Genomic DNA, 22,719 nt, shown 5'->3' on the forward strand with positions numbered 1-22,719 from the left:
CCGCCCCTCCCCGGGCGGGCCTTTCCTGAACCTTCTCTCGGGTAGCGCCATGTTTCTCCAGAACGCCCTGGACTTCCTCCCCATTCTGCTGAAAGGGGCGGTGGTCACCCTGCAGGTCACGGCCGGGTCCTTCCTGCTCAGCTCCGTCATCGGCCTGGTCTTCGCCCTGATGATGGTGTCCAAGGTCCGCGCCGTGTCGCTCTTCGCCATCGGCCTGGTCAACGTCATCCGCGGCCTGCCGATCATCGTGCAGCTGTTCTACATCTACTTCGTGCTGCCGGACTTCGGCATCCAGCTCAGCGCCTTCCAGGCCGGCGTCATCGGCCTCGGCATCGCCTACTCGGCCTACCAGGCGGAGAACTTCCGCGCCGGCATCCAGGCCATCCACCAGGGGCAGATCGAAGCAGCCGAATCCCTCGGCATGCGCGGCGCCATGGTGATGCGCCGCGTGGTGCTGCCCCAGGCCTTCCGCATCGCCCTGCCGCCCTACGGCAACACCCTGGTGATGATGCTCAAGGACTCCTCCCTGGTCTCCACCATCACGGTGGCCGAGATGACCCGGGCGGGGCAACTGATCGCCTCCTCCACCTTCGAGAACATGACCGTCTACACCCTGGTGGCACTGCTCTACCTGGCGCTGAGCCTGCCGCTGTCCTACGGCCTGCGCCGGCTGGAAGCGCGAATCGGCAAGAGGAGCAAGGCATGATCGAGATCAAGCAGCTGCACAAGAGCTTCGGCAGCCTGGCGGTGCTCGAAGGCATCGACCTGAGCATCGAGAGTGGCGAGGTGGTCTGCCTGATCGGCCCCTCCGGCTCCGGCAAGTCCACCCTGCTGCGGTGCATCAACGGCCTGGAGACCCACGACCGGGGCGAGATCCTGGTCAGCGGCCAGCCGGTGAACCGCCACCACGACAGCATCCATGAGATCCGCACCCAGGTGGCCATGGTGTTCCAGCGCTTCAACCTGTTCCCCCACCGCACCGCCCTGGAGAACGTCATGGAAGGGCCGGTGTACGTGAAGAAGGAAAACCCCCGCGAGGCCCGCGAACACGCCCGTGCCCTGCTGGAGAAGGTCGGCCTCGCCCACCGCATGGACGCCTACCCGGACGAGCTCTCCGGCGGCCAGCAACAGCGCGTGGCCATCGCCCGCGCCCTGGCGATGAAGCCCAGGGCAATCCTCTTCGACGAGCCCACCTCGGCCCTCGACCCCGAGCTGGTGGGCGAGGTGCTGGCGGTGATGCGCAAGCTCGCCGACGAAGGCATGACCATGGTGGTGGTGACCCACGAGATGGGCTTCGCCCGGGACGTGGCCGACAAGGTCTGCTTCCTCCACGGCGGCCGCATCGTCGAGGCCGGCCCCGCCCGCGAGGTGCTCGGCGCCCCCAGCCACCCGCGCACCCAGGACTTCCTCCGGCGCCTGCTGAACAGCGGCGAGGTGCCGGCATGAACGCACCACAGACCGCTCTGCCCGCCTCGCTCTGGGCCGCCACGGCAACGCCGGCACCGGCGACGCCCGCCCTCGCCGAAGACGCCCGGGTGGATGTCGCCATCGTCGGCGCCGGCTACACCGGCCTGGTCACCGCCCTGCACCTAGCCGCCGCCGGCACCCGCGTCTGCGTACTGGATGCCGGCGAGCCCGGCTGGGGCGCCTCCGGGCGCAACGGCGGCCAGGTGATCCCCGGCCTCAAGTACGACCCCGACGCCCTGCGCAAGCGCTTCGGCGGCGAACAGGCCGAGCACTTGATCGACGTGGCGGGCGGCGCAGCGGACGAGGTGTTCACCCTGATCGAGCGCCACGCCATCGACTGCGACGCCACCCGCCGGGGCTGGATCCAGCCGGCCGCCTCGCCGGCCGCGCTGCGCACCATCGAGGGTCGCGCCGAGCAATGGCGCCGGCACGGCGTCCCGGTGGAGCTACTGGACCGGGAGCAGGTCACCCGGCGCATCGGCAGCCCCCACTACCTGGGCGCCTGGGTCGACCCGCGCGCCGGCAGCGTGCAGCCCCTCAGCTACGCCCGTGGCCTGGTCCGGGCGGCCCAGGCCGAAGGGGCTAGCATCCACGGCCACAGCCGGGTGACCGGCCTGTCAGCGCAGGGCGGCGGCTGGCGCCTGGCCACGGCCGGTGGGCACAGCGTCCACGCCGAGCGGGTGCTGCTGGCCACCAACGGCTACACCGACGCCCTGTGGCCCGGCCTGCGCCAGACCGTGCTCGCCGCCAACAGTTTCATCGTCGCCACCCGCCCGCTGCCCGAGGCCCTGCGGCGCAGCGTGCTGCCAGGCGGCGAGGTGTGCTCGGACGCCCGCCGGCTGCTGCTGTACTTCAAGCAGGACGCCCAGGGCCGCCTGCTGCTCGGCGGCCGGGGCCCCTTCGCCGAACCCCGCCAGGCGGGGGACTGGGCCCATCTGGAGCAATCCCTCACGCACCTCTTCCCGCAACTGGCCGGGGTGCCCATCGACTACCGCTGGAGCGGTCGCGTCGCCCTGACCCAGGACTTCCTGCCGCACCTGCACGAACCGGCGCCGGGACTCTCGATCCTGCTGGGCTACAACGGGCGGGGCGTGGCCCTGGCAACTGCATTGGGCCGACGAATGGCACAGCGGATGCTGGGCTCGGCCGAGACGTTCCCGTTCCCGCCAAGCCCCGTGCGCCCGCTGCCTTTCCATGGACTGCAACGCCTTTACCTGGGCGCCGGCATCGCATGGTACCGACTGCTGGACGCCCTGTTCTAGCGGCAGTACGGCTTACCAGTCGTAGGTGACTTCAAGGCTCGCCGTGCGCTCCTGGCCGTAGTAGCAGCCGAAGGCATAGTTGCAGTCCGACACATAGTCGCGGTCGAAGAGGTTCTGCACGTTCAGGCTGGCCTGCAGGCCCTTGAGGTCAGCCGACAGTTCCCCCAGCTGGTAGCGCAGGGTGGTGTCGTAGACGACATAGGCGGGGGTACTGAAGCTGTTGGCCGCGTCGCCGGGCTTGCGTCCGGTGTAACGGGCACCCGCTCCCCAGGTGACACCGGGCAGCCCGACCAGGTGGTAATCCACCCAGGCAGCGGCGGATACGGGCGCCTGGGCCTCGCTGCGGTTTCCTTCGTTGCCGTAGGTGTCACGGGTGTAGAAGGCGTCGAGGTAGCTGCCGGAGAGCAGGACATCGAAGCGCCCGAGGCGCGCCTTGGCCTCCAGCTCCGCACCCCGCGTGCGCATTTGCCCGGACTGGATCTCGTACTGGGGATAGTCGACATCGCCGGTCCGCACGTTCTTCTGGGTGATCTCGAAGACCGATGCGGTCAGCAGCAGGTCCTCGTGGGGCTGGTACTTCACGCCCGCCTCGTACTGGATGCCCTCGATGGGCTCGAACGCCTTGCCACCCCGCTCCGGCGCGCCCGTCCCGACGGTGGGCATGAAGGACTCGGAATAGCTGATGTAAGGCGCCAGGCCGAATGCGGTCAGGTAGGTCAGCCCCGCCCGTGCGGTGAACCGGTTGTCTCGCTGCGTCGTCTCGGTACGCGCCAGCAGGTCCTTGTTCTCAACCTCCGCCCAATCCTGGCGACCGCCAAGAGTCAGCAACCAATTGCCCAGGCGCAGTTGGTCCTGCAGGTAGAGACCGGTCTGGCGGACCGTGTTGTCCCAGCGGGTATCCAACTGCGGGGTGACGCTGCTGGTGTCGTAGTTGTTGCGGCCGTACAGGTCGATGGGCAGCACGCTGTAGGCGTTGTAGCCCTGGTACTTGCGGTTGAAGTCGCGGTAGTCCACGCCCACCAGCGTGGTGTGCTGCACGGGCCCGGTGTCGAAGCTGTAGGTCAGGTTGTTGTCGAGGGTGTAGGTGGTGTTGTGCTGGCGCCAATCCAACTTCACGCGGTTGACCCGCGTGTAGTCGGTCTGGCCGAGTCCGTCGACAACGAAACCCCGCAGGTAGAAGCCCTTGTAGCGGTCACGGACATCGATGTAGCGCGCTGTGGAACGGAACTTCAGGTCATCGTCGAAACGGTGCTCGAAGTCGTAGCCGAGGACGTACTGGTCGCGCTGGTAGTCGTTGTAGTTCGAGTCTCCGGAGAAGAAGTCGCGGTCGATCCGCTGCCCATTCGGCCCCCGGACCAGGCTGCCGATCCTGGGCAGGGCCTGGTAGTCCGCCTTGCCATCGTCCCGCTGCACCTGCGCCAGCAAGGTCAGGTCGGTGTCATCCGACACCGCCCAGCTGAAGCTCGGCGCCAGCAGCAGACGGCCATTGCGGGTGTGATCGATCTGGCCATTGCCCTTGCGCGCCAGAGCCACCAGCCGGTAGGCCAGGTCCTGCTCGGTATCCAGTACACCCTGGGTGTCCAGCGCACCATTGACCCGATGGTCGTCGCCCAGGCCGAACTTGACCTGGTTGCGTGTTTCACCGGTAGGTCGCTTGGACACGAGGTTGACCAGGCCACCCGGCTGGTTCTGCCCATAGAGCACGGACGCCGGCCCCTTGAGGACCTCGGCCCGCTCCAGCGTGTAGGGGTCGATCTGCGGGGCTCCGCCCAGGCTGCCGGCATACGGGAGGTAGGCTCCATCCAGGTAAAGCGCTGCCGGCGCGAATCCGCGGCTGGTGATTTCGTCGGCAATCACGTTGCGATCGGTGAAACCGTTCACCCCGATACCCGGCGTATAGCGCAGGGCCTGGGTGAGGTCCTGCGCGCCCTGGGCCTGCATCTGGTCGGCGGTGACCACGTTGATGCTCTGCGGAACCTCCAGCAACGACGCGTCGGTCTTGGTTCCGGTGGCGCTGCGCGTGGCGATGTAGCCGACCACGGGGCCATAGGCCGACTCGCTTGCGGTGCTGGCGACGGTGGTGGGCGCCAGTTGCAGGCCAGCCTCGTCGCCCACCGGCTGCAATCCATAGAGCCCCTCACCCTCGCGAACAGCACGCAAACCGCTGCCATGCAGCAAAGCCTCCAACCCGGCTTCGATGCCGGTGTCACCGTTCAGGCCTGGGCTGGAACGCCCCTGAACCAGGGCCGGGTCGATAGGCAGTGTGATCCCGGCCTGCACGGCGAACTCGACCAGCGCCGTCCCCAGGGAACCGGCCGGTACGGCAAAGTGACGGACCCCATCCGCAGCATTGAGCGGAAGGGCGACGGCCGCCGTGCTGGTGGCCAGCACGAGAGCCAGGCAGCGGACCCGCTGGGCCAGTGGGTGGAGGGAGAAAAGAGTGGCGGGCTGCATCAGGGTGTCCCCGTGTTGTGGTTGGCAGTGTCGAGGAAGGGACACGCCAACCACGAAAACACGACAACAATTCTCATTAGCGCGTATGCAGCGCCTCAGGTACGGGGAGCCAGCGTCACCCAGTATCGGGTCCGGTAGTGGATATCCACAGGCAAGGTACGCGCCAGGGACTCCAGCACCTGGCCCGTATCGGCCAACTGGAAGGCACCGGAGATGCGCAGCCCGGCGACGGCAGGGTCACAGCGCAGCACACCGGGTCGGTAGCGTCCCAGCTCCTCGATGAATGCCCCCAGGGTGAGCCCTTCGGCCCGCAGCACACCACGCACCCAGTCGTCCGTTCCGGGCTGCAACGGCCTCACCTCGCCCATCCGCAGATCGTCGAACTCACTCTGGTAGCCCGCCCCCAGCAGAGTGGCCGAAGGGGCACCGACGGGCTTCAGCTCGACGGCGCCCGACTGCACTGCCACCTGGGTGAGCCCCTCGCGTTGTCGCACGGTGAAGCGCGTCCCCACCGGTCGCACCAGGCCCTCACGGGTCTGCACCCAGAACGGTCGGCCAGACGCGTCCACGGCGGTGGACACCTGGATTTCACCAGCGTGCAGGCGCAGCAGGCGTCGCTGCTCATCGAACGCCAGATCAAGGGCACTGGCGGTGTTGAGGACGACCTGGGTGCCATCGGGCAGTTGGATCTCGCGTCGCTCGCCGACTGCCGTACGCTCGTCTGCCACCCAGCTGCGCCAGGGCGTTGCCCGATAGCCGATGACCCCGCAGGGCGCGGCGAGGGCAGCCAGGGCCAGCAGCTTCAGCAATGCTCGGCGATCCGCTGTCGCCGGCCGTCCCAGGGCCTGACCGGCAATGGCAGGCGGAATGCCTTGTAGCCGCTGATGAAACTGTTCGGCAATCTGCCAGGCGCGTTCGTGCGCCTCATGGCTGGCTCGCCAGCGGGCGCACTCGGCGTGCACCGCCTCGCTGGCCCCGGCCTGCAGGCGAACGAACCAGCGCGCCGCCTCCCGGGCAATCCTCCTTTCGATGGGACCTGCGCTCACAACAGATCCCCTGCAATCACGATGCACTCCTCATACGCCTGGGCGAGATAGCGCTGCACGGAGCGCACATGCACACACAGGCGCTGGGCGATTTCCTCCTGGGTGCAACCTTCGAGCTGGGACAGCAGGAAGGCCTCACGGGCTTTTGCAGACAACCGCTGAAGCACCTGGTCGACCTCCTGCAAGGCCTCCAGCAGGAGCGCCTGCTGCTCCAGGGACGGCACCGCAGGCTCGGGCAACTCCGCCAGGGCATCGAGGTAGGCGCGTTCCAGCGACTTGCGCCGGTAGAAGTTGATCAGCAGGCGATTGGCCACGGTCGCCAGGTAGGCTCGCGGGGCGTCGATCGATTGCGGTCGGGCCACCAGCAGGCGAAGGAAGCTGTCCTGGGTCAGGTCGGCAGCATCGGCACCATTGCCCAGGCGTTTGCGCAGCCAGTTGAGCAGCCAGCCATGGTGTTCACGGTAAAGCTGCTGCAGCGGATCACCGGAGCAGCTCTGGTGGGGGGCGACTGGCATGGAGGACTTCCCTGGCGACATGCGCCTGACCGACATCAAATGAGAAAAAGTCTCATTCTATGTAGAGCCCCAGCAGCGAGCAATCACCCATCGGCGTCACGGGATGTTCAACGGCACGTCTTCAAACGGTCACCTGCTGCGCAAATGCTGGGGGCTCCGACAACGGAGCCCCTGGAGACCCGACATGACTCATCCCCATGACGTGCGTTCGGACGCCCCCGTCCTCGACAGCAAGACCCGCCGCAAACTCGAAGACCAGCGCCGGATGCGTTTCCGCCGCGCCATCGAGGCCCATGCCGAAGAACGGCGCCTGAAGGCCGAGATCGACGATTATCCCGACCTGATCGCCATCAACTACCTGTTGTCGACAACGGCAAAGCGCCGTCGAAACGCTGCGAAAGCGTGCTGATCTGGGCGCGTTCTTCGCGGATGTAGCTGATGAAGGCCTGGGCAACCGGTGACAGCCGTTTGCCCTTGGCATGCACCACGCACCAGCTGCGGTAGAGCGGCAGTTCCTCCACCGGCAGTTCCCGCAGCAACCCCGTGGCCAGTTCCAGGCTGACCGCATGACGGGGCAGCAGGCCGATGCCCAGGCCCGCCACCACGCACTCGCGCAACGCATCCAGGGAGGTGACTTCCTGGGTGTGGGCGAAGTGCGCGCGCTTCTGCTGGAAGTACTCCTCGCAGGCCTTGCGGGTGCCGGAGCCGGCCTCGCGCACCAGCAGCGGGAAGGGCTCCAGGTCCTTGAGGGTCAGGCTGCGGGCGTGGCACAGCGGGTGGTCCGGCGGGGCCACGGCGATGATCGGGTTGTTCAGGAACGGCAGGAACTCCAGGGCCATGTCCTGGGGCACCAGGGACATGATCACCAGGTCGTCGCGGTTGTCCGCCAGGCGCTTGATCGCCTGGGCGCGGTTGACCACCGTGAGGTGCAGGCTGACGTCCGGGTGCTGCTGGCGGAAGGCGGCGAACAGGTGGGGCACGAAGTACTTGGCGCTGGACTCCACCGCCAGGTTGAGCTGCCCCTGCAGCGAACCCTGCAGGTCGGAGAGCTGCATGTCGAGGCTCTCCAGCCGCTGGAAAATGTCGCCGCTGGCCACGTACAACGCCTCGGCGGCATCGGTCTGGTAGAGCTTCTTGCCCACGTATTCGAACAGCGGCTGGCCAACCAGCTCTTCCAGCTGGCGGATCTGCAGGCTCACCGCCGGCTGGGTCAACGCCATCTCCTCCGCCGCGCGGCTGTAGGAGCGGCTCTCGTACACGGCACGGAACACCTGGAGCTGGCGCAACGTCATGCGCAGCAGGGTCTTGCGCATCATGGACCTCGATAAATCGGGGGGTGCGGCGCCGGACTATAAGGCCTTCCTAATGGATATCCCAATAATTATTGATTTTGGTTATTCACAAACTTCGATTTAGGTTAGATACGCGACCGTCCAGCCTGGCTCGGTCACTCGCCGACCGGCCTACGCCGTTCGCCTGCCCACTTGGTCGAGGGAACACTCGTGATCAAGAAAATCCTCATCGCCAACCGGGGTGAGATCGCTGTCCGCATCGTGCGCGCCTGCGCCGAGATGGGCATCCGCTCGGTGGCCATCTACTCCGAGGCCGATCGCCATGCGCTGCACGTGAAGCGCGCTGACGAAGCCCACAGCATCGGTGAAGACCCGCTGGCCGGTTACCTGAACCCGCGCAAGCTGGTGAACCTGGCCGTGGAGACCGGCTGCGACGCCCTGCACCCCGGCTACGGCTTCCTCTCGGAGAACGCCGAGCTGGCGGAGATCTGCGCCGAGCGCGGGATCAAGTTCATCGGCCCGTCCGCCGAGGTCATCCGCCGCATGGGCGACAAGACCGAGGCGCGCCGCAGCATGATCAAGGCCGGCGTACCGGTCACCCCCGGCACCGAGGGCAACGTCGCCGACCTGGCCGAGGCCCTGCGCGAAGGCGACCGCATCGGCTACCCGGTGATGCTCAAGGCCACCTCAGGCGGCGGCGGCCGTGGCATCCGCCGCTGCAACAGCCGCGAGGAACTGGAGCAGGCCTACCCCCGGGTGATCTCCGAGGCCACCAAGGCCTTCGGCTCGGCGGAAGTGTTCCTGGAGAAGTGCATCGTCAACCCGAAGCACATCGAAGCCCAGGTGCTGGCCGACTCCTTCGGCAACACCGTGCACCTGTTCGAGCGTGACTGCTCGATCCAGCGCCGCAACCAGAAGCTCATCGAGATCGCCCCCAGCCCGCAGCTCACCCCCGAGCAGCGCGCCTACATCGGCGACCTGGCGGTGCGCGCGGCCAAGGCCGTGGGCTACGAGAACGCCGGCACCGTGGAGTTCCTGCTCGCCGAGGGCGAGGTGTACTTCATGGAGATGAACACCCGGGTGCAGGTGGAGCACACCATCACCGAGGAAATCACCGGCATCGACATCGTCCGCGAGCAGATCCGCGTCGCCTCCGGGCTGGAGCTGTCGGTCAAGCAGGACGACATCATCCACCGGGGCTACGCCCTGCAGTTCCGCATCAACGCCGAGGACCCGAAGAACAACTTCCTCCCCTCCTTCGGCAAGATCACCCGCTACTACGCCCCCGGCGGCCCCGGTGTGCGCACCGACACGGCGATCTACACCGGCTACACCATCCCGCCCTACTACGACTCGATGTGCCTGAAGCTCATCGTCTGGGCGCTGACCTGGGAAGAAGCCCTCGACCGCGGCCTGCGCGCCCTCGACGACATGCGCGTGCAGGGGGTCAAGACCACCGCCGCCTACTACCAGGAGATCCTCCGAGACCCCGAGTTCCGCAGCGGCCAGTTCAACACCAGCTTCGTCGAAGCCCACCCGGAACTGACCCAGTACTCCATCAAGCGCAACCCGTCGCACCTGGCCATCGCCATCGCCACCGCCATCGCTGCCCACGCCGGCCTGTAGGGGAAGGATTCAGAACATGAGCAAAAAAGTCACCGTCACCGACACCATCCTGCGCGACGCCCACCAGTCGCTGCTGGCCACCCGCATGCGCACCGAGGACATGCTCCCGATCTGCGACAAGCTGGACAAGGTCGGCTACTGGTCCCTGGAAGTCTGGGGCGGCGCTACCTTCGACGCCTGCGTGCGCTTCCTCAAGGAAGACCCGTGGGAGCGCCTGCGCAAGCTCAAGGCCGCCCTGCCCAACACCCGCCTGCAGATGCTCCTGCGCGGGCAGAACCTGCTGGGCTACCGCCACTACAGCGACGACGTGGTCCGCGCCTTCGTGGCCAAGGCCGCCGTCAACGGCATCGACGTGTTCCGCATCTTCGACGCCATGAACGACGTGCGTAACCTGCGCGTCTCCATCGAGGCGGTGAAGGCCGCCGGCAAGCACGCCCAGGGCACCATCTGCTACACCACCAGCCCGGTGCACACCATCGACGCCTTCGTCGAGCAGGCCAAGCAGATGGCCGCCATGGGCGTGGACTCCATCGCCATCAAGGACATGGCCGGCCTGCTGACCCCCTACGCCACCGGCGACCTGGTCAAGGCCCTGAAGGATGCCCTGCCCCTGGAAGTGGCCGTGCACTCCCACGACACCGCCGGCGTGGCCAGCATGTGCCAGCTCAAGGCCGTGGAGAACGGCGCCGACCGCATCGACACCGCCATCTCCAGCATGGCCTGGGGCACCAGCCACCCCGGCACCGAGTCCATGGTCGCGGCCCTGCGCAACACCCCCTACGACACCGGCCTGGACCTGGAGCTGATCCAGGAGATCGGCCTGTACTTCCACGCCGTGCGCAAGAAGTACCACCAGTTCGAGAGCGAGTTCACCGGCGTCGACACCCGCGTGCAGGTCAACCAGGTGCCCGGCGGCATGATCTCCAACCTGGCCAACCAGCTGAAGGAACAGGGCGCCCTGAACCGCATGGGCGAAGTGCTGGAAGAGATCCCGCGCGTGCGCGCCGACCTGGGCTACCCGCCCCTGGTCACCCCCACCTCGCAGATCGTCGGCACCCAGGCCTTCTTCAACGTCCTGGCCGGTGAGCGCTACAAGACCATCACCAACGAGGTGAAGCTCTACCTGCAAGGCCGCTACGGCAAGGCCGCCGGGCAGATCAACGAAGAACTGCGCCGCCAGGCCATCGGCAACGAGGAAGTCATCGACGTGCGCCCGGCCGACCTGCTCAAGCCCGAGCTGGACAAGCTGCGCGCCGAGATCGGCAGCCTGGCCAAGTCCGAGGAAGACGTGCTGACCTTCGCCATGTTCCCGGACATCGGCCGCAAGTTCCTCGAAGAGCGCGCCGCCGGCACCCTCAAGCCCGAGGAACTGCTGCCCATCCCCAATGGCCAGGGCCCGGCTCCGGTCGGCGGCGAGGGCGTACCCACCGAGTTCGTGGTGGACGTGCACGGCGAGAGCTACCGCGTGGACATCACCGGCGTGGGCGTGAAGAGCGACGGCAAGCGTCACTTCTACCTGTCCATCGACGGCATGCCGGAAGAAGTGGTGTTCGAGCCGCTGAACGAATTCATCGGCGGCGGCGGCAACAAGCGCAAGAGCGCCAGCGCACCGGGCGATGTCAGCACCACCATGCCGGGCAACATCGTCGACGTGCTGGTCAAGGAAGGCGACAGCGTCAAGGCCGGCCAGGCCGTGCTCATCACCGAAGCCATGAAGATGGAAACCGAGGTCCAGGCGCCCATCGCCGGCACCGTCAAGGCGATCCACGTCGCCAAGGGCGACCGGGTCAACCCGGGCGAGGTGCTGATCGAGATCGAATGATCCCGACCCGAAGTCCCCGTGGGGAGCCGAAAGGCTCCCTTTTTTTGCCTATGCCCAACGGTTACAGCCCGGGGACCTGGAGCCGAACATCCCTGGGCTGAAGCCCAGGCTACGGGAGCTGCACAGGCGTAGGGTGGGCTTCAGCCCACCATCCGGACCCGCCGCAACTCCGCTGGTGGATCGATGAAGCGCGATCCCCCCTACGGGTGCCGGTCATTGCGTAGGGTGGATAACGCTCTTTTTATCCACCGACCGGACTCACACCCGACACCGAAGCCTCCCCGCTGTGGCATCTGCACCTACCAGCCGTAGCCCGGGCTTCAGCCCGGGGACCTGGAGTCGAATATCCCTGGGCTGAAGCCCAGGCTAAGCCGCACCGCGTAGGGTGGGCTTCAGCCCACCATCCGAGCCCGCCGCAGCACCTGCCCGGCTCATGAATTTCTCAATAGTCATCATGAAAATTCCCACTTGGCCGCCGCACCGGCTGCAGGTGCATCCTGCGCTTCCAGTCAGCGCCATCCCCAGGGAGGAGAAGCCATGAAAACCGTCGCCCAGATGCTTCACGCCAAGCCTCGCCAGCAGGTCCACACCATCGAGGCCGATGCCCCGATGCTCGAAGCCCTGCGCCTGATGGCGGAGCAGAACATCGGCGCCCTGCCGGTCACCGAAGGCGGTCGCCTGGTGGGCATCGTCAGCGAGCGTGACTACGCCCGGCGCGGCGTGCTCCAGGGGCGCTCCTCGGTGGCGACGCCGGTGCGCGAGTTCATGACCGAGCCGGTGTTCACCGTCCATGCCCGGCAGAGCATCCGCGAATGCATGTCGCTGATGACCGACCGCCACATGCGCCACCTCCCGGTGGTGGAAGACGGCCAGCTGATCGGCCTGCTGTCCATCGGCGACCTGGTGAAGGAAGCCATGGCCGAGCAGGACAACCTGATCCTGCACCTGGAGCAGTACATCCGCGGCGAAGTGGCCTGAGGCCCGTCAGAGGTCCTCGTCCTGCACCACCCGCACCTCGCCGGCGTCCATCGCGTAGGCGGCGTCGGCCAGGTCGTTGCTGACCGGCTCCACCTTGAGCGTGCCGCTCACCCAGAGCGGGGTGTAGATGTCGTCCAGGGCGATGCCCTTCGGGAAGCGCACCAGCACGATCTGGTTCGGCGGCGGCGGCGGTACGTGGATGCAGGCGCCCGGGTAGGGCACGAGGAAGAACAGCGTGTTGCGCCCCTTGGCATCGGTCTCCAGCGGCACCGGGTAGCCCCCCAGGCGGATCTTCTTGCCGTTGAGCGTGGCCACCGTCTTCGCCGAATACATCACCGCCGGCAGGTCCTTGTCCTGCTGCTTCAGCCCGCCCTTGTTGGTGAAGGTGCCTTCGCCTTCGGGGGTGTTGTGGCTGATGTCCGGCATCTCTTCCAGGGCCTTGCGGTCCTCCGGGGGCATCAGCTCCAGCCAGTCGGTCTCGGGGAGCTGGGCATGGGCCAGGGCGCTGCACAGCAGCAGGGGAAGCAGCAGGGTACGGCGCATGGTGCGGGCTCGCGGGCGGGAAACAGGCGCTAAGACTAGCCGCGCCCGTTCCCGGTTCCCAGCCCTCAGTCCTTCTTGATGGCGCTGTAGATCATCAGCAGGACGATGGCGCCGACCACCGCACCGATGAAGCCCGCCCCCTGCCCGGCGCGGTAGATGCCCAGCGCCTGGCCGCCGTAGGTGGCGGCGATGGAGCCGCCGATGCCCAGCAGGATGGTCCAGATCCAGCCCATGCTGTCATCGCCCGGTTTGAGGAAGCGTGCGACCAGGCCCACGACCAGGCCGATGAATAGCGTTCCGATGAGCCCCATGGCAGTCACTCCTGAATCCTGAATGAAAAAGGGCGTGTCCGTGGACACGCCCTTGATCAGACAGCAGCGCAGCGGCAGGGGTTCAGCCGGCGATCAGCGCCTCGACCTCGGCGATGCGCGCCTTCAGGGTCAGCAGGTCGGCGCTGCGCAGGGTGGCATGGCCGACCTTGCGCCCGGCCTTGAAGGCCTTGCCGTAGTGGTGCAGGTGGCAGTCGCCGACGGCGATCACCTTCTCCACCGGCGGCACTTCGCCGATGAAGTTGAGCATGGCGCTCTCGCCCACCTTGGCGGTGGAACCCAGCGGCAGGCCGGCAACGGCGCGCAGGTGGTTCTCGAACTGGCTGCACTCGGCGCCTTCGATGGTCCAGTGGCCGGAGTTGTGCACGCGCGGGGCGATCTCGTTGGCCTTCAGGCCGCCGTCCACTTCGAAGAATTCGAAGGCCAGCACGCCGACGTAGTCCAGCTCGCGCAGCACGCGGCCGACATAGTCCTCGGCCAGGCCCTGCAGCGGGTGGTCGGTGCTGGCGATGGACAGGCGCAGGATGCCGTTCTCGTGGGTGTTGTGCACCAGCGGGTAGAAGCGCGTCTCGCCGTCACGGGCGCGCACCGCCACCAGGGACACTTCGCCGGTGAAGGGCACGAAGCCTTCGAGGATGCAGGGCACGCTGCCCAGCTCGGCGAAGGCACCGGCCACGTCCGCCGGGCTGCGCAGGACCTTCTGGCCCTTGCCGTCGTAGCCCAGGGTGCGGGTCTTCATCACCGCCGGCAGGCCGATGGCGGCCACGGCGGCGTCCAGGTCCGCCTGGGACTGGATGTCGGCGAACTCGGGGGTGGGGATGCCCAGGTCCTTGAACATCGACTTCTCGAACCAGCGGTCACGGGCGATGCGCAGGGCATTGGCCGAGGGGTAGACCGGCACGAACTGGGAGAGGAAGGCCACGGTCTCGGCCGGCACGCTCTCGAACTCGAAGGTCACCAGGTCCACTTCGTCGGCCAGCTGGCGCAGGTGGTCCTGGTCGCCGTAGTCGGCGCGGATGTGCTCGCCGAGCGCCTGGGCGCAGGCGTCGGGGGCCGGGTCGAGGAAGGCGAAGTCCATGCCCAGCGGGGTGCCCGCCAGGGCCATCATGCGGCCGAGCTGGCCGCCGCCGATCACGCCGATCTTCATGGGTCAGGCCTCGCGCGGGTCCGGATTGTCGAGAACGGTGCGGGTCTGCTCCTCGCGGAAGGCCTTCAGCGCCGCGTGGTACTGCGGGTGCTGGTGACCGAGGATGCTGGCGGCCAGCAGGGCGGCATTCACCGCACCGGCCTTGCCGATGGCCAGGGTGGCGACCGGGATGCCCGCCGGCATCTGCACGATGGAGAGCAGCGAGTCGACGCCCGAGAGCATGGACGACTGCACCGGCACGCCGAGCACCGGCAGGTGGGTCTTGGCCGCGCACATGCCCGGCAGGTGGGCGGCACCGCCGGCACCGGCGATGATCACCTGGATGCCGCGGGCCTCGGCCTCTTCGGCGTACTGGAACAGCAGGTCCGGGGTGCGGTGGGCGGAGACCACCTTCACTTCATAGGGGATGCCCAGCTTGTCCAGCATCTCGGCGGTGTGGCTGAGGGTGCTCCAATCGGACTTGGAGCCCATGATCACGCCTACCAGTGCGCTCATCGTCGTACCTCATCAAGGGTCGAAAACCAACAAGCCACGCTCAAGGGCGTGGCTTGTCTGCGATGTGGGCCGGCGTGCGCTGCCGGCCGAAGGCCGCGCAGTATACCGCAAAGGCGGGCGCGGTAATCACCCGCCTCGACCGTCCGTCACGCGGTGCCCGACACGGGCCGTAACCTTGTCCCAGCGCAAGGTTTGTCACGCTCGGCGCGGCACACTCCCAGGCTCCACAGCCAGGAGGTGAAAGCCATGAACAAGACCATGAAAGCCGCCGTCGTCCATGCCTTCGGTGAACCGTTGCGGATCGAGGAAGTGAAGGTGCCGCTGCCCGGCCCCGGCCAGATCCTGGTGAAGATCGAGGCCTCCGGCGTCTGCCACACCGACCTCCACGCCGCCGAGGGCGACTGGCCGGTGAAACCCGCCCTGCCCTTCATCCCCGGCCATGAAGGCGTCGGCTACGTCGCCGCCGTCGGCAGCGGCGTCACCCGCGTCCGCGAAGGCGACCGGGTCGGCGTGCCCTGGCTGTACACCGCCTGCGGCTGCTGCGAACACTGCCTGACCGGCTGGGAAACCCTCTGCGAAGGCCAGCAGAACACCGGCTACTCGGTGAACGGTGGCTACGCCGAATACGTGCTGGCCGACCCGAACTACGTCGGGCTGCTGCCCAAGGACGTCGAGTTCGACGCGATCGCGCCGATCCTCTGCGCCGGCGTCACCGTCTATAAAGGCCTGAAGGTCACCGGCGCCCGCCCCGGCCAGTGGGTGGCCATCTCCGGCATCGGCGGCCTCGGCCACGTGGCCGTGCAGTACGCCCGCGCCATGGGCCTGCACGTGGCGGCCATCGACGTCGACGACGCCAAGCTCGACCTGGCCCGCAAGCTCGGCGCCAGCCTGACCATCAACGCACGCAACGAGAACCCCGCCGAGGTGATCCAGCGCGACATCGGCGGCGCCCACGGCGTGCTGGTCACCGCCGTGTCCAACAGCGCCTTCGGCCAGGCCATCGGCATGGCCCGTCGCGGCGGCACCGTGGCCCTGGTGGGCCTGCCCCCGGGCGACTTCCCCACGCCGATCTTCGACGTGGTGCTCAAGGCCATCAGCATCACCGGCTCCATCGTCGGCACCCGTGCCGACCTGCAGGAAGCGCTGGACTTCGCCGGCGAAGGCCTGGTGAAGGCCACCATCCACAAGGACTCGATGGACAACATCAACGGCATCTTCGACCAGATGCGCGCCGGCAAGATCGAAGGCCGCATCGTCATCAACCCCTGACCCGCCGGGGCCGGCTCAGCCGGCCCCTCCCCCCTCCAGCGTCGCCCCCAGCCCGCCCTCCAGCTTGCGCCACAGCAAGCGGATGGCCGCCTTGCGCACCAGCGCGCAGCGGTACAGGCGGATTTCCAGCGGCACGTGCCAGTGCGGCCCGCCGCACACCACCAGATCCCCCCGCGCCAGCGCCGCCTCGGCACTGAAGCGCGGCACCCAGGCCACGCCCAGGCCCTGCAGCGCCATGCTCTTGAGGCTGTCGGCCATCGCCGTCTCGTACACCGTGGTGGAACGCAGGGCCCGCTGGCGCAGCAGCAGGTTCACCGAACGCCCGAGGAAAGCCCCGGCGCTGTAGGCCAGCAGCGGCACGCTCTGCCCGCTGTCCAGCTCGTAGAGCGGCTTGCCCTCGGCGTCCACCGCGCACACCGGCAGCATCTCGGTGCGCCCCAGGCTCATGGACGGGAACAGTTCCGGGTCCATCTGCAGTGCCGCGTCCGGGTCATAGAAGGCCAGGATCAGGTCGCAGCCCCCCTCCCGCAGCGAGTGCACCGCCTCCCCCACGTTGGTGGCGATCAGGCGGCTGGAGATGTTCAGCCCCTCGGCCCGCAACCGCGCGATCCACTGCGGGAAGAAGCCCAGCGCCAGGGAGTGGGCGGCGGCGAACTGCAGCACCTCGCCCTGCTGGCCCTCCAGGTGGTGCAGGCGGCGCACCACCTCCCCCAGCTGCTCCACCATGCTGCGCGCGGTGACCAGGAACAGCTGGCCCGAGTCGGTCAGCTCGATCGGCGTGCGCGAGCGGTTCACCAGGGTCAGCCCCAGCGCCGCCTCCAGGCTGCGAATGCGCCGGCTGAACGCCGGCTGGGTGACGAAGCGCCGCTCGGCGGCCTGGGAGAAGCTGCGGGTGTTGGCCAGGGCGACGAAATCCTCCAGCCATTTGGTTTCCAGGTTCATGGGGCCTTCCAGGGAATGCTCGATTTTGGTGCACACGCTTGCCAGCGAAGCGGCGTCACACCTGCATTATGCCGATTGTGCATAGGGCAGCGAATAACAGCATTGGTCTAAAAATGCCTGGAGCCTTAGATTAGCGGGCATCGCGGCACTAGCCGTGTTCTTCCAGAGATGAATCGCATCATGTCCGCTGCTGCATCCTTCCGCGTCGAAAAAGACCTGCTCGGTACCCTCGAAGTCCCCGCCGATGCCTACTACGGCATCCAGACCCTGCGCGCCGTGCAGAACTTCCGCCTCTCCGGCGTACCGCTGTCGCACTACCCGAAACTGGTAGTCGCCCTGGCCATGGTCAAGCAGGCCGCCGCCGACGCCAACAAGCAGCTCGGCCACCTGCCGGCCGACAAGCACGCCGCCATCACCGAGGCCTGCGCCCGCCTGATCCGTGGCGAGTACCACGACCAGTTCGTAGTGGACATGATCCAGGGCGGTGCCGGCACCTCCACCAACATGAACGCCAACGAGGTCATCGCCAACATCGGCCTCGAAGCGATGGGCAAGCAGAAGGGCGAATACAAGCACCTGCACCCGAACAACGATGTGAACATGGCGCAGTCCACCAACGACGCCTACCCCACCGCCATCCGCCTCGGCCTGCTGCTCGGCCACGACGCCCTGCTGGCCAGCCTCGACAGCCTGATCCAGGCCATCGCCGCCAAGGGTGAAGAATTCGCCCATGTGCTGAAGATGGGCCGCACCCAGCTGCAGGACGCCGTGCCCATGACCCTGGGCCAGGAATTCCACGCCTTCGCCACCACCCTGGGCGAGGACCTGGACCGCCTGCGTCGCCTGGCACCCGAACTGCTGACCGAAGTGAACCTGGGCGGCACCGCCATCGGCACCGGCATCAACGCCGACCCCGGCTACCAGAAGCTGGCCGTCGAGCGCCTGGCCGAAATCAGCGGCCAGCCGCTGAAGCCCGCCGCCGACCTGATCGAAGCTACCTCCGACATGGGCGCCTTCGTGCTGTTCTCCGGCATGCTCAAGCGCACCGCGGTCAAGCTGTCGAAGATCTGCAACGACCTGCGCCTGCTCTCCAGCGGCCCGCGCACCGGCATCAACGAGATCAACCTGCCGGCACGCCAGCCGGGCAGCTCGATCATGCCCGGCAAGGTCAACCCGGTGATCCCGGAAGCGGTCAACCAGGTCGCCTTCGAAGTGATCGGCAACGACTTGGCCCTGACCCTCGCCGCCGAAGGCGGCCAGCTGCAGCTGAACGTGATGGAGCCGCTGATCGCCTACAAGATCTTCGACTCGATCCGCCTGCTCCAGCGCGCCATGGACATGCTCCGCGAGCATTGCATCGTCGGCATCACCGCCAACGAAGAGCACTGCCGCCGCCTGATGGAGAACTCCATCGGCCTGATCACCGCGCTCAACCCCTACATCGGCTACGAGAACTCCACCCGTATCGCCAAGGAGGCCCTGATCAGCGGCCGTGGCGTACTGGAACTGGTTCGCGAAGAGAAGCTGCTGGACGACTCCATGCTGGCGGACATCCTCCGCCCGGAAAACATGATCGCCCCGCGCCTCGTACCGCTGAAGGCCTGAGCCTTACCGTCTCACCAGGAGGGGCGTAGCCCCTCATTCCAGAGGATGGTCGTCTGACCATCCTTTTTTTTGCCTGTGGAAAAGTACCCCACCCGGCCAGACGTAGAGAGGGCTTCAGCCCACCATCCGGACCCACCGCAACACCCCTGGTGGATCGATGAAGCGCGATCCCCCTACGGGTGCCGATCATTGCGTAGGGTGGATAACGCTCTTTTTATCCACCGACCGGACTCACACCCGACACCAAAGCCTCCCCCTGCGGCATCTGCACCTGCCAGCCGTAGCCCGGGCTTCAGCCCGGGGACTTGGAGTCGAACATCCCTGGGCTGAAGCCCAGGCTACGGGGGCTGCCCAGGCGTAGGGTGGGCTTCAGCCCACCATCCGGACCCGCCGCAACTCCGCTGGTGGATCGATGAAGCGCGATCCACCCGACGGGTGCCGATCATTGCATAGGGTGGATAACGCCCTTTTTATCCACCGGCCGGGCTATCCCCCGACACCGAAGCCTCTACCGCACCTAAACCCGCCAGGCCCGGCGCAACACCCGCACCGCCTCGGCGATCTCCGGCTCGGGCACGGCGGCGAAGCCCAGCACCAGCCCGGCGCGGTTATCCACAGGCTCGTCACTGTCCTCCAGCCAATAGCTGCTCAACCCGTTCATCTCCACCCCCGCCGCCCGCGCGGCGCCCAGCAGTGCCTGCTCCCGCGCCAGGCTGTCGACCCGGATGCACAGGTGCAGCCCCGCTTCCACCGCCGGCATCGGTGCACAACCGGGAATCGCCGCCGGCCAGTCCCGCAGCAAGGCATCGCGACGCGCCCGGGCAGCCTGGCGCATGCGCCGGACGTGGCGCTGGAAGTGCCCGGCGGCGATGAACTCCGCCATCACCGCCTGGGTGCCGATCTCCGAATGGCGCATGTCCAGGGCCAGCCGCCGGGCGAAGGGCTGGGCCAGGGCCGGCGGCAGTACCAGGTAGCCCAGGCGCAGGGCCGGGAAGGCGATCTTGCAGAAGGTGCCGACGTAGAGCACCCGCCCCTGCCGGTCCAGCGAGGCCAGGGGCGCCAGCGGGACCCCGCTGTAGCGGTACTCCCCGTCGTAGTCGTCCTCGATGATCCAGCCGCCCTCGCGCTCGGCCCACTCCAGCAGCTCCAGGCGCCGCGCCAGGGACAGCGTCACCCCCGTCGGGTACTGGTGGGACGGCGTCAGGTACACCAGCCGGCAGTTATCCACAGCGGACAGCGCCGGGCAGACCAGCCCCTCGTTGTCCACAGGCACCCCTACCACTTGCGCGCCGGCCACCGCGAACGCGTGGCCCGCCGCGCGATAGCCGGGGTTTTCCACAGCCACCCGGTCCCCCGGCTGCACCAGCAACTGCGCACAGAGGCTGATGGCCTGCTGCGCACCGCAGGTGATCACCACCTGCTCCGCATCGCAGGCCAAGCCCCGGCTGCTGCGCAGGTAGGCCGCCACCAGCTCGCGCAGGCCGCGGTCGCCCGCCGGGTCGCCATAACCCAGGCGCGCCAGCGACGGCTTGCGCCAGAAGCGCGCGGACAGTCGCGCCCAAGTCTCGAAGGGAAACAGGTCGAAGGCTGGCACGCCGATGCGAAAGGCCCGGGGCGCGCGCTCCGGCGAAGCCGGCAGGTGATGCCGCTCCAGGCGCTCCAGGGCCACGCTCGGCGCCGGCCCGGGCGGTTCGGGCAGGGCCACCGGCGGGCTTGTGGATAACTCCACCACGTAGGTGCCGTCGCCCACACGCCCCTCCACATAGCCCTCGGCATAGAGCTGGTCGAAGGCGCGGGTCACGGTGTTGCGGGAGATGCCCAGCAGCGCCGCCAGGTCGCGGCTGGCGGGCAGGCGCGTGCGGCTGCCCAGGCGCCCGTCGAGGATGCGTTCGCGCAGCGCCTCGTAGAGCTGGCGGGACAGCCCCCGCGCAGGGTCCAGGCGGATGCCGGAGAGGTCGACGGGCAAGGGGGGCGTGGCGGTCATGGCGGCCTCGATTGGCTCTATGAAAGTGGCGGCCAATGGATCTTACACAAGGCCAATTCCCTGCCTAGCATGAAGCCATCGCCGAGGAGACCGACCATGTACTGCCCCGCCGCCTTCCGCCAGGACGACCTGGCCCAGCTCCACGCCCAGATCGACGCCAGCGGCCTCGCACTGCTCACCAGCGCCGGCCCCCAGGGCCTGCAGGCGAGCCACCTGCCGCTGCTGCTGGCCCCCGGCGAAGGCGAGTTCGGCACCCTCTACGGCCACTTCGCCCGGGCCAACCCGCACTGGCGCGACCTGGCCGCTGGCAGCGAAGCCCTGGTGGTGTTCAGCGGCCCGGACGCCTACGTCCACCCCGGCTGGTACCCGAGCAAGGCCGAGCACGGCAAGGCGGTGCCCACCTGGAACTACATCGCCGTGCACGCCTGGGGCCAGGCCGAAGTGTTCGACGACCCCGAACGCCTGCTGGCCCTGGTGCGCCAGCTCAGCGACCGCCACGAAGCGCGCCAGGCCCGCCCCTGGTCCGTGGACGAAGCCCCGGCCGACTACCTGGCCGGCATGCTGCGCGCCATCGTCGGCTTCGCCTTGCCGATCCGCCGCCTGGAAGGCAAGTGGAAGCTCGGCCAAAACCGTTCCGCTGCCGACCAGGCCGGTGTCCGCGCCGGCCTGGAGGCCTCCGCCGACCCGCGCGACCAGGCCCTGGCGGCCCGGCTGCAGCCCACTTCCTGATCCTCAACCGAGCCCACAAGGACGCCCCATGAGCCTCGAGATCCGCCCCGTCACCGCCGATGACCACGCCGCCTGGCTGCCCCTCTGGCAGGGCTACCAGCGCTTCTACAAAACCGAGATCCCCGAGGCCACCAGCGCCGTCACCTGGCAGCGCTTCCTCGACCCGGCCGAACCCATGCACGCCGCCCTCGCCTGGCAGGACGGCCGCGCCGTCGGGATGGTGCACTGCATCGACCACCGCAGCTGCTGGACGGTGGGCAACTACTGCTACCTGCAGGACCTGTTCGTTGCCGAGGGCCTGCGCGGCGCCGGCATCGGCCGCGCGCTGATCGAATACGTCTACGCCCGCACCGGGGCCGCTGGCGGCTCGCGGGTGCACTGGCTGACCCACGAGACCAACACCGACGCCATGCAGCTCTACGACCGCATCGCCAACCGCTCCGGCTTCGTCCAGTACCGCAAAGTCCTGTGAGGACCGCCCCATGACCGACCTCAGCCACTGGCAACCCCGCCCCACCCCCGACCACCGCGCCCTGCCCGGGCGCTTCGTGCGCCTGGAAGCCCTCGACCCGGCGCGCCACGGCGACGACCTCTGGCACGCCCTGCAAGGGCCCGGCCACGACCCGGCACTGTGGAACTACCTGCCCTACGGCCCCTTCCCCGAGCGCGCGCCCTTCGACGCCTGGCTCGCCGGCCACGCCGCCAGCCGCGACCCGCTGTTCTACGCCGTCTTCGACCTGGCCAGCGGCCGCGTCACTGGCCTGCTCAGCTACCTGCGCATCGCCCCGAAGGACGGTGCCATCGAGATCGGCCACATCGCCTTCGGCCAGGCCATGCAGCGCTCGCCGGCCTCCACCGAAGCAGTCTGGCTGCTGGCCCGCCACGCCTTCGACGACCTCGGCTACCGCCGCCTGGAATGGAAGTGCAACGCCGCCAACGCCCGCTCCATGCGCGCCGCCGAACGCCTGGGGTTCCACTACGAAGGGCTGTTCCGCCAGCACATGGTCATCAAGGGCCAGAACCGCGACACCGCCTGGTTCTCCATCATCGACAGCGAATGGCCCGCCGTGCGCAGCGCCTTCGAGGCCTGGCTGTCTGTGGATAACTTCGACGGCGAAGGCCACCAGCGCCGCCGGCTGGAGGATCTGCGGCCGGCGTAGGCCGCAACCGGTGCCATCCCGCCCCGTTACAGCCCGTCACCTCGACGGGCGACG

22 protein-coding genes are annotated in these 22,719 nt (G+C 67.9%); 12 read left to right on the forward strand and 10 right to left on the reverse strand.

The features are described 5' to 3' along the window. Window positions 1-49 precede the first annotated feature (49 nt). The 3 genes from BM198_RS10000 to BM198_RS10010 are packed head-to-tail and all read left to right on the forward strand — an operon-like array spanning window position 50 to window position 2,729. Window positions 50-706, forward strand: a complete 657-nt coding sequence (locus BM198_RS10000; protein ID WP_074969664.1) for an amino acid ABC transporter permease — start codon at window positions 50-52, stop codon at window positions 704-706. After that, window positions 703-1,446 carry an amino acid ABC transporter ATP-binding protein gene (locus BM198_RS10005; protein ID WP_074969666.1) on the forward strand — a complete coding sequence of 248 codons (744 nt, stop codon included), beginning with the start codon at window positions 703-705 and terminating at the stop codon, window positions 1,444-1,446. The genes BM198_RS10000 and BM198_RS10005 overlap by 4 nt, the downstream gene beginning before the upstream one ends. Beyond that, window positions 1,443-2,729 carry an NAD(P)/FAD-dependent oxidoreductase gene (locus tag BM198_RS10010; RefSeq protein WP_074969668.1) on the forward strand — a complete coding sequence of 429 codons (1,287 nt, stop codon included), beginning with the start codon at window positions 1,443-1,445 and terminating at the stop codon, window positions 2,727-2,729. The genes BM198_RS10005 and BM198_RS10010 overlap by 4 nt, the downstream gene beginning before the upstream one ends. Before the next feature lie 12 nt (window positions 2,730-2,741). Here the strand turns inward: BM198_RS10010 and BM198_RS10015 are convergent, their stop codons facing one another. The 3 genes from BM198_RS10015 to BM198_RS10025 form a co-directional block, all read right to left on the reverse strand. Then, window positions 2,742-5,183 carry a TonB-dependent siderophore receptor gene (locus BM198_RS10015; protein WP_074969670.1) on the reverse strand — a complete coding sequence of 814 codons (2,442 nt, stop codon included), beginning with the start codon at window positions 5,181-5,183 and terminating at the stop codon, window positions 2,742-2,744. Window positions 5,184-5,278: 95 nt separating this feature from the next. Beyond that, entirely contained in the window at window positions 5,279-6,229 is a 951-nt protein-coding gene (locus BM198_RS10020; RefSeq protein WP_074969672.1) for a FecR domain-containing protein, read from the reverse strand. Next, on the reverse strand, window positions 6,226-6,744 hold the full coding sequence (locus BM198_RS10025) for a sigma-70 family RNA polymerase sigma factor (protein WP_074969674.1): 519 nt from the start codon (window positions 6,742-6,744) through the stop codon (window positions 6,226-6,228). Before BM198_RS10025 ends, BM198_RS10020 begins: the two co-directional genes overlap by 4 nt. 184 nt (window positions 6,745-6,928) lie before the next feature. On the opposite strand from BM198_RS10025, the gene BM198_RS10030 reads away from it, so the two are divergent. Beyond that, complete coding sequence (locus BM198_RS10030; RefSeq protein ID WP_074969676.1) at window positions 6,929-7,153, forward strand: PA3496 family putative envelope integrity protein; 225 nt, start codon at window positions 6,929-6,931, stop codon at window positions 7,151-7,153. Here the strand turns inward: BM198_RS10030 and BM198_RS10035 are convergent. Further along, window positions 7,095-8,042 (reverse strand): LysR family transcriptional regulator, encoded by a 948-nt coding sequence (locus tag BM198_RS10035; protein ID WP_107331003.1) that lies wholly within the window; start codon window positions 8,040-8,042, stop codon window positions 7,095-7,097. The two genes, BM198_RS10030 and BM198_RS10035, sit on opposite strands and share 59 nt — an antisense overlap. Window positions 8,043-8,246: 204 nt before the next feature. Here BM198_RS10035 and BM198_RS10040 point away from each other — a divergent pair, with 204 nt between their 5' ends. From BM198_RS10040 to BM198_RS10050, 3 genes are all read left to right on the forward strand, one after another. Beyond that, window positions 8,247-9,662, forward strand: coding sequence for an acetyl-CoA carboxylase biotin carboxylase subunit (locus BM198_RS10040; RefSeq protein WP_044405753.1), 1,416 nt, complete (start codon window positions 8,247-8,249; stop codon window positions 9,660-9,662). Window positions 9,663-9,678: 16 nt separating this feature from the next. Further along, window positions 9,679-11,484 (forward strand): sodium-extruding oxaloacetate decarboxylase subunit alpha, encoded by a 1,806-nt coding sequence (gene oadA, locus BM198_RS10045; protein WP_044405751.1) that lies wholly within the window; start codon window positions 9,679-9,681, stop codon window positions 11,482-11,484. Between the two features lie 537 nt (window positions 11,485-12,021). Continuing rightward, entirely contained in the window at window positions 12,022-12,462 is a 441-nt protein-coding gene (locus BM198_RS10050; protein ID WP_044405749.1) for a CBS domain-containing protein, read from the forward strand. 6 nt (window positions 12,463-12,468) lie between these two features. On the opposite strand, the gene BM198_RS10055 is transcribed toward BM198_RS10050, so the two are convergent. From BM198_RS10055 to purE, 4 genes are all read right to left on the reverse strand, one after another. Further along, the gene (locus BM198_RS10055; RefSeq protein WP_074969678.1) at window positions 12,469-13,005 is read right to left on the reverse strand and encodes a DUF3299 domain-containing protein; all 537 of its coding nucleotides are present in this window, start codon (window positions 13,003-13,005) and stop codon (window positions 12,469-12,471) included. Window positions 13,006-13,070: 65 nt separating this feature from the next. Then, a complete protein-coding gene (locus BM198_RS10060) occupies window positions 13,071-13,316 on the reverse strand; it encodes a GlsB/YeaQ/YmgE family stress response membrane protein (protein ID WP_044405746.1) in 246 nt (81 codons plus the stop codon). Window positions 13,317-13,398: 82 nt separating this feature from the next. Further along, a complete protein-coding gene (locus tag BM198_RS10065; RefSeq protein ID WP_074969680.1) occupies window positions 13,399-14,481 on the reverse strand; it encodes a 5-(carboxyamino)imidazole ribonucleotide synthase in 1,083 nt (360 codons plus the stop codon). Between the two features lie 3 nt (window positions 14,482-14,484). After that, window positions 14,485-14,976: a 5-(carboxyamino)imidazole ribonucleotide mutase gene (purE, locus tag BM198_RS10070; RefSeq protein WP_044405744.1), complete on the reverse strand. Its 492-nt coding sequence runs from the start codon at window positions 14,974-14,976 to the stop codon at window positions 14,485-14,487. Window positions 14,977-15,222: 246 nt separating this feature from the next. On the opposite strand from purE, the gene adhP reads away from it, so the two are divergent. Next, window positions 15,223-16,245 carry an alcohol dehydrogenase AdhP gene (gene adhP, locus BM198_RS10075; RefSeq protein WP_074969682.1) on the forward strand — a complete coding sequence of 341 codons (1,023 nt, stop codon included), beginning with the start codon at window positions 15,223-15,225 and terminating at the stop codon, window positions 16,243-16,245. 15 nt (window positions 16,246-16,260) lie between these two features. On the opposite strand, the gene BM198_RS10080 is transcribed toward adhP, so the two are convergent. Continuing rightward, complete coding sequence (locus BM198_RS10080; protein ID WP_074969684.1) at window positions 16,261-17,187, reverse strand: LysR substrate-binding domain-containing protein; 927 nt, start codon at window positions 17,185-17,187, stop codon at window positions 16,261-16,263. Between the two features lie 180 nt (window positions 17,188-17,367). Here BM198_RS10080 and aspA point away from each other — a divergent pair, with 180 nt between their 5' ends. Next, the gene (gene aspA / locus BM198_RS10085; RefSeq protein WP_044400038.1) at window positions 17,368-18,792 is read left to right on the forward strand and encodes an aspartate ammonia-lyase; all 1,425 of its coding nucleotides are present in this window, start codon (window positions 17,368-17,370) and stop codon (window positions 18,790-18,792) included. Window positions 18,793-19,309: 517 nt separating this feature from the next. Here the strand turns inward: aspA and pdxR are convergent. Then, the gene (gene pdxR, locus BM198_RS10090) at window positions 19,310-20,776 is read right to left on the reverse strand and encodes a MocR-like pyridoxine biosynthesis transcription factor PdxR (RefSeq protein ID WP_074969686.1); all 1,467 of its coding nucleotides are present in this window, start codon (window positions 20,774-20,776) and stop codon (window positions 19,310-19,312) included. A 96-nt stretch (window positions 20,777-20,872) separates the two neighbouring features. On the opposite strand from pdxR, the gene BM198_RS10095 reads away from it, so the two are divergent. The 3 genes from BM198_RS10095 to BM198_RS10105 are packed head-to-tail and all read left to right on the forward strand — an operon-like array spanning window position 20,873 to window position 22,665. Beyond that, on the forward strand, window positions 20,873-21,505 hold the full coding sequence (locus BM198_RS10095; RefSeq protein ID WP_074969688.1) for an FMN-binding negative transcriptional regulator: 633 nt from the start codon (window positions 20,873-20,875) through the stop codon (window positions 21,503-21,505). Between the two features lie 28 nt (window positions 21,506-21,533). Further along, entirely contained in the window at window positions 21,534-21,977 is a 444-nt protein-coding gene (locus BM198_RS10100; protein ID WP_074969690.1) for a GNAT family N-acetyltransferase, read from the forward strand. A gap of 10 nt (window positions 21,978-21,987) precedes the next feature. Next, complete coding sequence (locus BM198_RS10105) at window positions 21,988-22,665, forward strand: GNAT family N-acetyltransferase (RefSeq protein WP_074969692.1); 678 nt, start codon at window positions 21,988-21,990, stop codon at window positions 22,663-22,665. Window positions 22,666-22,719: the final 54 nt, after the last annotated feature.

The sequence above is a fragment of the Metapseudomonas otitidis genome (assembly GCF_900111835.1).
GTDB lineage: Bacteria > Pseudomonadota > Gammaproteobacteria > Pseudomonadales > Pseudomonadaceae > Metapseudomonas > Metapseudomonas otitidis.